This window comes from Agathobaculum sp. (genome assembly GCF_050946325.1).
Lineage (GTDB): Bacteria > Bacillota > Clostridia > Oscillospirales > Butyricicoccaceae > Agathobaculum.
This window is the reverse complement of sequence record NZ_JBMNUP010000053.1, coordinates 1-10,657: the sequence shown is the minus strand read 5'-3', so window position 1 is coordinate 10,657 and position 10,657 is coordinate 1. Positions and strand designations below refer to the sequence as shown.

Genomic DNA, 10,657 nt, shown 5'->3' with positions numbered 1-10,657 from the left:
AGGCAGGTTGGCGGTTATCCGATGATGACCGCGAACAATCCGGTCTTTCTGCTGACGGGGAGGGGCGGCCATGAAGCGTAACGCGCCCCGCCTGCTGCTGGGCGGCACCGGCTCAGGCTGCGGCAAAACCACGGTAACGCTGGCTCTGCTGCGGGCGTGGCAGCGGCAGGGGATACCGCTGGCGGCATTCAAGTGCGGACCGGATTATATTGACCCGATGTTTCATACCGCTGTACTTGGCGTGCCCAGCCGTAATCTGGACTTGTACTTTATGGAAGAAACGCAGGTGTGCGCCGCTCTGGCACGGCGGATACCGCCCGACGGCCTGGGCGTGGTCGAGGGGGCGATGGGCTTCTATGACGGCGTTTCCGGCACGACGGATACTGCGTCCGCTGCGCATCTGGCGCGGACGGCAGGCATCCCTGCCGTGCTGGTCGTGCGCCCCAAAGGGCAGTCGCTTTCGCTGGCGGCAGAACTGCACGGCTTTCGCACCTTTGCGGAAAATACGCTCGCAGGCGTGATTTTGAACGGCGTTTCCGCTGCGATGTATCCGTTTTACCGGACGATTGCAGAGCGGTCCGGACTGCGGGTGTACGGTTTTTTGCCGCCTGTGGCGGAGGCCGCCATTCCGGACCGGCATCTGGGGCTGGTGACGGCGGCGGAGATCAAAGACCTGCAATACCGGCTTGACCGGCTGGCAGACGCCGCAGAGCAGGGGCTGGACCTTGCTGGTCTGGCTGCGCTGGCGCGGACGGCGCCGCCGCTGGAGGAGCATCCGGAACAGATACTGCCGCTGGTGTCGCCGCCGGTGCGCATCGCGGTTGCGCAGGACAGCGCGTTTTGCTTTTACTATGCGGATAATCTGGAACGGCTATCGGCGCTTGGCGCGGAGCTGGTTCGGTTTTCTCCGCTGGAGGATGCGTCTCTTCCGGAGGGCGTGGACGGCCTGTATCTCGGCGGCGGCTATCCGGAATTGTATGCGGAGCGGCTTGCTGCCAATGTTTCCATGCGGGAAAGCGTGCGCGGCGCGATAGCGCGCGGCCTGCCGGCCATTGCGGAGTGCGGCGGCTTTCAGTATCTGCACCGGACGCTGAACGGATTTCCCATGGCGGGCGCGCTGCCGCTGGACGCGCACATCAGCGACCGGCTGCAGCCCTTTGGCTATGTGGAGCTGACCGCCGCGCGGGACAATCTGCTTTGCCGGAAAGGGGAGCGCATCCGCGCGCATGAATTTCATTACGGTGTGTCAAGCGACGCGGGAGACGGTTTTACCGCCTGCAAACCGAACGGGCGGACGTGGCCGTGCGCGCATGTGACGGATACGCTGTATGCAGGGTATCCGCACCTGTATTTTGGCGCCAATCCGGATTTTGCAGAAAATTTTGTGCAGAAATGCGCTGCATGGAGGGGAAAACATGACACTTGAACAGACAATTGCCTCTGTGCGTCCGCTGTGCGGGGCCAGTATGCAGGCAACGCGCGAGCGGTTTTCCGCAATCGCCATGCCGATCGGCAGTCTGGGGCTTTTGCAGGAGGCCGTGGTGCAGCTTGCGGGCATCCGGCGCACGCCGCGCCCGTCCATCGCCAAACGCGCCTGCGTGGTGTTCTGCGCGGATAACGGGGTTGTTGCGCAGGGGGTGACCCAGTGCGGGCAGGAGGTCACCGCAGCGGTGGCGGAAAATATGGACAAAGGCCTGTCCACGGTATGCTTAATGGCGCAGCACATCGGTATGACGGTTTTTCCGGTCGATATCGGCGTAGCGCGTCCGGTGTGCGGCAGCAGGATTTTGCAGAAGAATATCCGCCGCGGCACGGCGGATATGACGCGCGAGGCCGCTATGACGCGGCAGGAGGCTGTCCGCGCGGTGGAAACCGGCATTGCCCTTGCCGCAGACTGCGTAAAGCAGGGATATACCCTGCTTTGCGGCGGTGAAATGGGCATCGGCAACACAACGACGAGCGCCGCCGTTACGGCCGCGCTGACCGGTGCCGATGCGCGCACTGTAACCGGACGGGGGGCGGGCTTGTCCACCGAAGGGCTGGCGCGCAAGGTACACGCGGTGGAAACCGCGCTGGCGCTGCACCGGCCGGACGGGGAGGATGCGCTGGATGTGCTGCACAAGGTCGGCGGGCTGGATATTGCAGGACTGTGCGGCCTGTATCTGGGTGCGGCGGCCTGCGGCGTACCTGCGGTGCTTGATGGTGTGATTTCCTGCGCGGCGGCGCTGCTGGCGGTACGGCTGTGCCCTGCGGCGGCGGATTATCTGCTTGCGGCGCACTGTCCGGCTGAACCGGCGGGCGCGCTGCTGCTGAAAGCGCTGGGGAAGCAGCCGTTTCTTACCGCGGGGATGCGGCTGGGCGAGGGAACCGGCGCGGTGGCGGGCGTCAGCCTGCTCGATCTGACGCTGGCCGCCTACGATGGGATGCCGCGGTTTGACGAAGTGGGAATTGAAGCCTATCAGCCGCAGCGGTAGCAGAAAACAACAGGAAGGGGCGTATTCATGCTGATTTTAGTCACAGGCGGGGCTGCAAGCGGAAAATCCGAGCACGCGGAGCGGCTTTTGTGCGAACATGCCGCGCGCTCCCGCCTGTATCTGGCAACCATGCAGCCCTTTGGCGCGGCGGCGCAGGCGCGGATCGCGCGGCACCGCGCGCTGCGGGCGGGCAAAGGCTTTGACACGGTGGAGCGCCCGCTCGGTCTGCGTGAATTGGCCCTGCCGCACCGGTATGACGGGATATTGCTCGAAGATTTGGGCAATCTGCTTGCCAACGAGCTGTTTGCGCCCGAAGGGGCAAAAGACGCGGCGTTCGGCAGCATCCTTGCAGGCATTGCACATCTGCAAGACTGCTGCGAAACGCTGGTGATCGTCTCAAATGAGATTTTTGCGGACGACCTGCCGTATGCGCCGGAAACCGTCGGCTATGCGGCACTGCTTGGCCGGCTGCATACCGCGCTGGCCGGGCGGGCGGATGCGGTATATGAATCGGTTTGCGGTATTCTGCTGCCGGTAAAGGAGGAACACCCGATATGAAAAGCATTTGGAGCGGACTGCTGGTCGCGTTTTCCCTGTATTCGGCCATTCCCGTGCCGCAGGTGCAGTGGGAGAAGAAAACCATGCGCTGGGCGCTTTCCTTTCTGCCGCTCGTCGGTGTGCTGATCGGCGGGGCGGAGTGGCTGTGGTACGGTTTTTGCGCGCATTTCGGCGCGGCGGAGCTGTTTTACGCGGTCGGCGCGGCACTGCTTCCCTTGATGGTATCGGGCGGCATCCATCTGGACGGGCTGTGCGATACCTGCGACGCGCTGTGCTCCTTTGGCGACAGGGAAAAGCGCCTTGCGATTTTGAAGGACCCGCATGTCGGTGCGTTTGGGCCGATGTGGCTGACGGCGTTTCTGCTGGCGGAAGCGGCATGCTTTGCGCAGCTTTACAAAACGCCGGCATTGCTGCCGCTGGCCTGCGCGGGCTTTGCCGCGGCGCGGACGCTGGGCGGCTGCAAAATTGTGCTGTCCCCCTGCGCGAAGGACACCGGACTTGCGCATATTTTTGCGGAAAACAGCGATAAAAAAGTGGTGGCCGCCACGCTGATGGTAGAATTTGTGCTGGTAATCACGCTGGCGGGTCTGTTGGTATTTGCGGTGCCGCTGGGCGTGCGGACGGCAAAAATCTGGACCGTTCTGCTGCTTGTGTGGTACGGCCTGCACGAAAAGATGAGCCGCCGTGTGTTTGGCGGCATGACGGGCGACCTTGCGGGCTTCTGCATCTCGGTTGCCGAGCTGCTCGCGCTCGTGTGCGCCGCGTTTGGAGGGTTGATAGTATGACGGTATTATTGATCGGCGGGGCATATCAGGGCAAGGCCGCGCTGGCGGAAAAACTATATCCGGCGCTGCCGCTGACGAAAGACCTGCACCGGACGGTGCGGCAGACGCTTGCAGAAGGGGGCGATCCGATGCAGTTGCTGCCCGCCCTGCGCGGACGCGCCGTCACCTGCGACGAGGTGGGCTGCGGCGTGGTGCCGCTTGAACCGGAGGAGGAACGGTATCGCGAAGCGGTCGGCCGGCTGTGCTGCGCGCTGGCGGCAGAGGCGGACGCGGTTGTACGCGTCATTGCCGGGGTGCCGCAGTACATCAAAGGGGGAACGGCATGTATTTGACCTGTGTGGTGCTGTTGGGCTTTGCGCTGGACTGGCTGCTGGGCGATCCGGCGCGCCTGCCGCATCCGGTCTGCCTGATCGGCTGGCTGATCGCGCGGGGAGAGCGGATTCTGCGCCGTCTGTTCCCCAAAACGCCGCGCGGCGAGACGATAGCGGGCGCGGTGCTGTGGGTGCTGGTGTGCGGCGTTTCGTTTGCAGTGCCGTTTTTTGCGCTGCGGTGGCTGAAAGGTATCCATTTCTGGCTGGGCTGCGGGGCGGAAATCCTGCTCTGCTGGCTGATTTTTGCACGCAAAAGCCTGTACGATGCGGGAATGGATGTATATACATCCATCAAGCGCTCGACCGAAGAAGGCCGCGCGGCGGTTGCCAAGTATGTCGGGCGGGATACCGCAGAACTGGATGAAACCGGCGTGATCTGCGCTGCGGTGGAAACCGTGGCGGAAAATACGACCGACGGCGTGGTGGCACCGCTGATTTTCATGCTGCTCGGCGGCGCGCCGCTGGGCATGCTGTATAAGGCGGTCAACACGCTGGACTCCATGGTGGGATATCACAACGACCGGTACGAGTATTTCGGCAAGGTATCCGCCCGCATGGACGATGTGTTCAATTTTCTGCCGGCGCGGCTCGCAGCCGTGTGTCTGATCGCCGGGGCAGGTATGCTGCGGCTGGATAACCGCAATGCGCTGCGCATCTTCCGCCGCGACCGGATGGGACACAAAAGCCCGAATGCGGGACAGACCGAATCGGCCTGCGCGGGTGCGCTGCATATCCGGCTTGGCGGGGATGCCAGATATTTTGGCAAAACGGTGAAAAAAGCGGCGTTTGGCGATGCAGACCGGCAGCCCAATCCCGGGGATATTCTGCGCGCGGCCGACCTGATGACCGCGGCCAGCGTGCTGTCGCTGCTGCTGTGCGCTATGGTGCGGCTGATTCTGTGCTGGCCGCCGTTTGGATGAAAAGGAGGACGGGGATGCCCGAATATATACACGGCGGGGATGTTTACTCCCACGCGGAACGATACGGCAGCCTGCCGCGCGACCTTTCCGCAAATATCAACCCCTTCGGCATACCGGAGCGCGTCCGGCAGGCGATGCACGCGGCGGTGGAGGACTGCACACGCTATCCCGACCCGTTTTGCCGCGCGGCGCGGCAGGCAATCGGGCGGGCGGAGGGCGTGCCGCCCGACTGGCTGTACTGCGGAAGCGGCGCGGCGGATGTGCTGGACCGGCTGGCGGCCGTTCTGCATCCCCAAAATGCGCTGCTGACCGCGCCGGCGTTTGCCGAGTATGAGCGCACGCTTGCGGGCGCATCCATCACCTTTCACACGCTGCGGGAAGAGGAGGATTTTGCGCTGACCGAACGGTTTCTGGTGGATTTGACGCCGGAGCGGGAGGCGGTGTATCTGTGCAATCCCAATAATCCAACCGGCCGCACCATTGCGCCGGCGCTGCTGGAGGAAATCGTGCGCCGGTGCGCGCAAAACGGCACATGGCTGATTGTGGATGAGTGCTTTGGGGATTTTCTGACAGACAGCGCGCAGCACACCCTGCGGGCGCAGCTGGGCACGAATCCCCGACTGATTCTGCTGCGCGCTTATACCAAAATGTATGCGGTGCCGGGCGTGCGTTTCGGCTGGTGCATGACGTCGAACACCGCTCTGATCGAAGCACTGTACCGCGCCGGACAGCCGTGGAATGTTTCGGTTATTGCGCAGGCCTGCGCGGCAGCGGCGGCAGAAGAGACGGATTTTGCCCGGCAGACCGCCCTGCGCATCGCAGCGGAGCGGCAGCGGCTGCGGCAGGAACTGTCCGCGCGCGGGATGGCAGTCTGCGCGGGAGAGGCGAATTTTCTGCTCTTCCATGCACAGGATACGGCGCTTGACAGAAAACTGGCCGCGCGCGGCGTACTGATCCGCAGCTGCGCCAACTATCGGGGGCTGGGCGCGGGCTGGTACCGCACAGCGGTCAGGACAGAGGCGGAAAGCGAGCGGCTGCTGCAGGCAATCGACGAAATACGGGAGGACGGCTGATGGCAAAGGTCATTATGGTGCAGGGCACCTGCTCCAATGCGGGCAAGAGCCTGCTCTGCGCGGCGCTTTGCCGCATTTTCCGGCAGGACGGCTATCGGGTTGCGCCGTTCAAGTCGCAGAATATGGCGCTCAATTCGTTTATCACGGCTGGGGGCGGAGAGATGGGGCGCGCGCAGGTCGTGCAGGCGGAGGCAGCAGGCATTGCGCCCGATGTGCGGATGAACCCCATTCTGCTCAAGCCGACAAGCGACACTGGTTCGCAGGTGATCGTATTGGGCAAAGCGCAGGGCAACCGGACGGCGCGGGAATACTGGGGCAGCAAGCGCAAACTGCTGCCGGTAATCCGACAGGCGTTTGACAGCCTGGCCGCGGAATATGACGTCATCGTGATCGAAGGCGCGGGCAGCCCGGCGGAAATCAATCTGAAGCAGGATGACATCGTCAATATGGGGCTGGCAAAGCTCGTGAACGCACCGGTGCTGCTGGTGGGCGATATCGACCGCGGAGGCGTGTTTGCCGCGCTGTACGGCACGGTCATGCTGCTGGAAGAGGAAGAACGCGCGCGCATTCGGGGGCTGGTCATCAACAAATTCCGGGGAGATGTGGAAATCCTGCGGCCTGGCCTGTCCCAACTGGAAGAGCTGACCGGCAAGCCGGTTGTGGGCGTGGTGCCGTATGGACAGTTTGATATTGACGAGGAGGACAGCCTTTCCGCGCGGCTGGATGCAGGGCCGGTACCGGCGCTGCTCCGCATTGCGGCGGTGCGTTTGCCAAGATTGTCGAATTTTACCGATTTGTTTGCGCTTGAGCGCGTGCCGGGCGTCGCCGTCTGCTATGCGTCGCGGCCGGCGGAGCTGGAAGGCGCGGACCTGATTGTGCTTCCCGGCACCAAATCCACACTGGCCGACCTGCGGTGGCTGCGTGAAAGCGGCATGGAGGCGCAGATTCTCAAACAGCACGCGGCGGGAACATTGGTGTTCGGTATCTGCGGCGGCTATCAGATGATGGGGGAAACGCTGTCCGATCCGGAGCAGACCGAGGGCGGCGGAGAGATGCGCGGCATGGGTCTGCTGCCGGTTGACACGGTGTTCCGCACAGAAAAGACGACGGTGCAGGCAGAAGGCGTTTTTGATGCGGTTTCCGGCCTGTTCGCGCCGCTGTCCGGCCTGCATATACAGGGATATGAGATTCATATGGGTGAAACCACGCGCAGGAACGGCGCGGCGCCGCTGACACGGCTGACGCGGACGGACGGCACAAAAACTGCGGATGGCTGTCAGGCGGAAAACGCTTACGGCACCTATCTGCACGGCGTGTTCGATGCGCCGGGGGTTGCGCTGCGCATGATGCAGGCGCTGGCAGAGCGCCGCGGTGTGCAGCTGGACGGCGCGGTGCAGGATGCGGCAGCCTATCGGGAGCAGCAGTACGATCTGCTGGCGGATACCGTGCGGCAGGCATTGGATATGGAGCAGATCTATCGGATGTTGGAGGAAACGACATGAGCAGAGCCGGACTGGTACACCTGTATTGCGGAGAGGGCAAGGGAAAAACCACGGCCGCGATAGGGCTGGCGCTGCGCTGCGCCGGGCGCGGGCATCGCGTGGTGATTGCGCAGTTTTTGAAGGACGGAACATCAGGCGAGTGCCGCATTCTGGCAGGACTGGAGGGCGTGACCCTGCTTTCAGCCAATCCGGTGCGCAAATTTTCCTTTCAGATGACGCAGGAGGAAAAAACGCAGACCGCACAGGCCGTTCGGCGCACCTTTGATGCGGCCTGCGCATTTGCCGTGCGGGAAGGGGCGCGCCTTGTTGTGCTGGACGAGGTATGCGCTGCGCTGTCCTGCGGTTTTTTGGAGGAACAGGCGGTAACGGATTTTCTGGATGCGCGGCCGGACGGGATGGAAGTGGTGCTGACCGGACGCGGGCCGTCGGAGGCATTGCAGGCGCGCGCGGATTATATAACGGAAATGGTCAAGCGGCGGCACCCGTTTGACAAAGGCATTGCCGCACGGGAGGGGATTGAACTGTGAACGGACAGATGAAACCGCAGGAGATCGAAAAACAGTCGTTTGCCATCATTACGCAGGAACTGGCGGGACGCACGTTTCCGAAGGGCGTGGAAGAAGTGGTAAAGCGGGTCATCCACACCACGGCGGATTTTGATTATGCGGATACGCTGTGCTTTTCTCCGGACGCGGTCGAACGGGCCTTGCAGGCGCTGCGCGCGGGCGCGACCGTTGTGACCGACACCAATATGGCGCTTGCCGGTATCAGCAAGGGAACGCTTGAAAAGCTCGGCGGGCAGGCCTGCTGCTTTATGGCGGAGCAGGCAGTTGCGCAGCAGGCAAAACAACGCGGCGTGACCCGCGCAGTCGTTTCGATGGAACGCGCGGCAGATTTGACCGGCCCCACCGTTTTTGCCATTGGCAATGCGCCGACCGCGCTCTTCCGCCTGCACGAGCTGATAGAGGAAGGGCGCGTTCGTCCGGCGCTGGTGATCGGCGTGCCGGTGGGCTTTGTCAATGTGGTTGAGGCCAAGGAGCTGTTCCTCGGCGGGAATACGCCGTATATCATCGCGCGGGGGCGCAAGGGCGGCTCCAACGTCGCCGCAGCGATCGTCAACGCGCTGCTGTATCAGCTGGTAAAACGGGAGGGGTTTTAAAATGAGTAAAAAAGCATTGATAGCGGTCAGTTTCGGCACGGTCGACCGGAAGGCGCGCAAGGCGATAGAGCAGCTGGAAGGGCAGCTCAAAGCAGCTTTTCCGGCGTATGACCTGTTCCGCGCGTTTACTTCACGCAAAGTGGCCGAGCGGATCGAGCGGGAGCAGGGCGAGCATATTCCGGCGCCGGACGAGCTGCTGGAAAAACTGGCGGCAGAGGGCTATGAGGAAGTGCGCTGCCAGAGCCTGCACATGATCTGCGGAAAAGAATATGAAAAAATGCTTGCGCAGGCAGAGCCGTACCGTAGCCGGTTTGCGGATTTCCGCATCGGCAAGCCGCTTTTGTGGGATACGCAGGATTATCTGCGCCTGACCAACGCGCTGGTGGTTGCCATGCCCCGGCTGGACAGCGACGAGGCTTATATCTTCATGGGACATGGTTCGGCGCATCCGTCGAACGCGGCATACGCGCTGGTGGAAAACAGCTTCCGCTATCACGGGGCGGAGCGCGTATATGTCGGCACGACCGAGGGCTTTCCGCATCTGGACTATATTCTGGCGCGGCTGCACCGCAAAGACGTGACGCATGTGTATCTGGCGCCGCTGATGATTACAGCGGGCGAGCATGCGCATACCGATCTGGCCGGCGACGGGGAAGCCAGCTGGAAAAACCGCCTTGCCGGCGAGGATTTTCTGGTTGACCTGCAAATGACCGGCCTTGGCGAGATTCCCGGCGTCGGCGCGATTTTCGTCGACCATTGCAGAAAGGCAGAGTGAGCCGCGGCATGGGCTGAGGCATCACCGTATCAGCAGCATGGCTTTTCAGCCGGCGGCCCTGGGCCGCCGGCTGTTTTTTCGCGATAAAAGTGTTTTTTGCTATTTCCGGCCCTATTTTCCGCTAAAACCCACGCATGAATTGGGATATACTGGGAAAACAAGGGAGGCATAACAGAATGGACAAGCAAAAAACCAGAAAAGCAGCGCCGCAGCTCATCGGCAGGGCGGCGGCGTGGGTGGCGCAGCGCGCCAGTGAGGAACGCCTGCATACTGTGGCGGCAGGGATGCGGCGGTTTGCGCTGTGCGCGGTGCTGTCGCGCGGGGTAACGCCCGGCGGATATGCTCCCTTCGGCCTGGCGATGGCGGCGGCGATGATGGCGCGCGGCGCGGGGCTGTCCGTCATCGGCGGCGTGTTCTGCGGCGCGATGTTATTGGGCGCTTCGCCCAAAAGCGGCGTATACGCAGCCGCTGCGCTGCTTGTGCTGTGCGTGATGAACGTATGCGCCGGATGGAAAGTGATGGAAAAACGATGGTTTGCACCTGCCGTAGCGGCGCTGGCCGGCGCGGCCTGTACTTTTGTGTTTCTGCCGGCTGGCGGCGCGCTGCGCGCGGCCGATGTGCTGGCGTTTGCCGCGGCGCAGGGACTGACGTTTCTGTCCTGCATGGTATACGGTGCGGCAGCGGCGCCGCCGCGGGAGCAGGAGGACTGGCGCCGCCCTGCGACGCTTTTGACCATAACGGCGACCGTGCTGCTTTCGCTTGCGGATATGGATGTATTTTCGCTGCTTGCGCCGGCGCGGGTGCTGGCGCTGCTTGTTGTATTGGCGGCGGCATATCTGGGCGGACCGGCCGTTGGCGCGGCGTCCGGCGTGGTTTTCGGCGCGGCGATGGACCTTGCCGCGGGTCAGGGCGCGCTGTTTACCTGCTGCTATGGGTTGTGCGCGCTGGTTGCAGGCGCGTTCCGCGGACAGGGACGGACGTGGTTTGCGCTGTGCGCGCTTGCGTCCGGCCTGTGCGCCTCCATGCTGGGTGTGGACCAT

Annotated in this window: 12 protein-coding genes; all 12 read left to right on the top strand. The window is 63.1% G+C overall.

All coding sequences use genetic code 11. The features are described from left to right. The first annotated feature begins 70 nt into the window (after window positions 1–70). On the top strand, window positions 71–1,426 hold the full coding sequence (locus tag ACOYIE_RS05920; RefSeq protein WP_433411349.1) for a cobyrinate a,c-diamide synthase: 1,356 nt from the start codon (window positions 71–73) through the stop codon (window positions 1,424–1,426). Beyond that, the gene (gene cobT / locus ACOYIE_RS05915) at window positions 1,416–2,474 is read left to right on the top strand and encodes a nicotinate-nucleotide--dimethylbenzimidazole phosphoribosyltransferase (protein WP_433411347.1); all 1,059 of its coding nucleotides are present in this window, start codon (window positions 1,416–1,418) and stop codon (window positions 2,472–2,474) included. The genes ACOYIE_RS05920 and cobT overlap by 11 nt, the downstream gene beginning before the upstream one ends. A gap of 27 nt (window positions 2,475–2,501) precedes the next feature. Next, window positions 2,502–3,032, top strand: coding sequence for a bifunctional adenosylcobinamide kinase/adenosylcobinamide-phosphate guanylyltransferase (locus ACOYIE_RS05910; RefSeq protein ID WP_433411345.1), 531 nt, complete (start codon window positions 2,502–2,504; stop codon window positions 3,030–3,032). Further along, complete coding sequence (locus ACOYIE_RS05905; RefSeq protein ID WP_433411343.1) at window positions 3,029–3,817, top strand: adenosylcobinamide-GDP ribazoletransferase; 789 nt, start codon at window positions 3,029–3,031, stop codon at window positions 3,815–3,817. Before ACOYIE_RS05910 ends, ACOYIE_RS05905 begins: the two co-directional genes overlap by 4 nt. Further along, window positions 3,814–4,149 (top strand): bifunctional adenosylcobinamide kinase/adenosylcobinamide-phosphate guanylyltransferase, encoded by a 336-nt coding sequence (locus ACOYIE_RS05900; protein WP_433411341.1) that lies wholly within the window; start codon window positions 3,814–3,816, stop codon window positions 4,147–4,149. The genes ACOYIE_RS05905 and ACOYIE_RS05900 overlap by 4 nt, the downstream gene beginning before the upstream one ends. After that, window positions 4,140–5,108 (top strand): adenosylcobinamide-phosphate synthase CbiB, encoded by a 969-nt coding sequence (cbiB, locus tag ACOYIE_RS05895; RefSeq protein WP_433411339.1) that lies wholly within the window; start codon window positions 4,140–4,142, stop codon window positions 5,106–5,108. Before ACOYIE_RS05900 ends, cbiB begins: the two co-directional genes overlap by 10 nt. Before the next feature lie 14 nt (window positions 5,109–5,122). Then, window positions 5,123–6,181 (top strand): pyridoxal phosphate-dependent aminotransferase, encoded by a 1,059-nt coding sequence (locus ACOYIE_RS05890; protein ID WP_433411337.1) that lies wholly within the window; start codon window positions 5,123–5,125, stop codon window positions 6,179–6,181. Further along, a complete protein-coding gene (locus ACOYIE_RS05885; RefSeq protein ID WP_433411335.1) occupies window positions 6,181–7,683 on the top strand; it encodes a cobyric acid synthase in 1,503 nt (500 codons plus the stop codon). The genes ACOYIE_RS05890 and ACOYIE_RS05885 overlap by 1 nt, the downstream gene beginning before the upstream one ends. Next, window positions 7,680–8,210 carry a cob(I)yrinic acid a,c-diamide adenosyltransferase gene (locus tag ACOYIE_RS05880; RefSeq protein WP_433411333.1) on the top strand — a complete coding sequence of 177 codons (531 nt, stop codon included), beginning with the start codon at window positions 7,680–7,682 and terminating at the stop codon, window positions 8,208–8,210. Before ACOYIE_RS05885 ends, ACOYIE_RS05880 begins: the two co-directional genes overlap by 4 nt. A gap of 8 nt (window positions 8,211–8,218) precedes the next feature. Continuing rightward, entirely contained in the window at window positions 8,219–8,842 is a 624-nt protein-coding gene (locus ACOYIE_RS05875; RefSeq protein WP_433411351.1) for a precorrin-8X methylmutase, read from the top strand. A 1-nt stretch (window position 8,843) separates the two neighbouring features. Continuing rightward, window positions 8,844–9,617 carry a sirohydrochlorin cobaltochelatase gene (locus ACOYIE_RS05870; protein ID WP_433411332.1) on the top strand — a complete coding sequence of 258 codons (774 nt, stop codon included), beginning with the start codon at window positions 8,844–8,846 and terminating at the stop codon, window positions 9,615–9,617. A 176-nt stretch (window positions 9,618–9,793) separates the two neighbouring features. Continuing rightward, window positions 9,794–10,657 (top strand): hypothetical protein (locus ACOYIE_RS05865; protein ID WP_433411330.1); only part of this gene is annotated, 864 nt, incomplete at its 3' end.

Excerpts from the sequence above, each read along its gene's own strand:
- ACOYIE_RS05920 (WP_433411349.1), top strand. The coding sequence starts at position 71 with ATGAAGCGTAACGCGCCCCGCCTGCTGCTGGGCGGCACCGGCTCAGGC.
- cobT (WP_433411347.1), top strand. The coding sequence starts at position 1,416 with ATGACACTTGAACAGACAATTGCCTCTGTGCGTCCGCTGTGCGGGGCC.
- ACOYIE_RS05910 (WP_433411345.1), top strand. The coding sequence starts at position 2,502 with ATGCTGATTTTAGTCACAGGCGGGGCTGCAAGCGGAAAATCCGAGCAC.
- ACOYIE_RS05905 (WP_433411343.1), top strand. The coding sequence starts at position 3,029 with ATGAAAAGCATTTGGAGCGGACTGCTGGTCGCGTTTTCCCTGTATTCG.
- ACOYIE_RS05900 (WP_433411341.1), top strand. The coding sequence starts at position 3,814 with ATGACGGTATTATTGATCGGCGGGGCATATCAGGGCAAGGCCGCGCTG.
- cbiB (WP_433411339.1), top strand. The coding sequence starts at position 4,140 with ATGTATTTGACCTGTGTGGTGCTGTTGGGCTTTGCGCTGGACTGGCTG.
- ACOYIE_RS05890 (WP_433411337.1), top strand. The coding sequence starts at position 5,123 with ATGCCCGAATATATACACGGCGGGGATGTTTACTCCCACGCGGAACGA.
- ACOYIE_RS05885 (WP_433411335.1), top strand. The coding sequence starts at position 6,181 with ATGGCAAAGGTCATTATGGTGCAGGGCACCTGCTCCAATGCGGGCAAG.
- ACOYIE_RS05880 (WP_433411333.1), top strand. The coding sequence starts at position 7,680 with ATGAGCAGAGCCGGACTGGTACACCTGTATTGCGGAGAGGGCAAGGGA.
- ACOYIE_RS05875 (WP_433411351.1), top strand. The coding sequence starts at position 8,219 with ATGAAACCGCAGGAGATCGAAAAACAGTCGTTTGCCATCATTACGCAG.
- ACOYIE_RS05870 (WP_433411332.1), top strand. The coding sequence starts at position 8,844 with ATGAGTAAAAAAGCATTGATAGCGGTCAGTTTCGGCACGGTCGACCGG.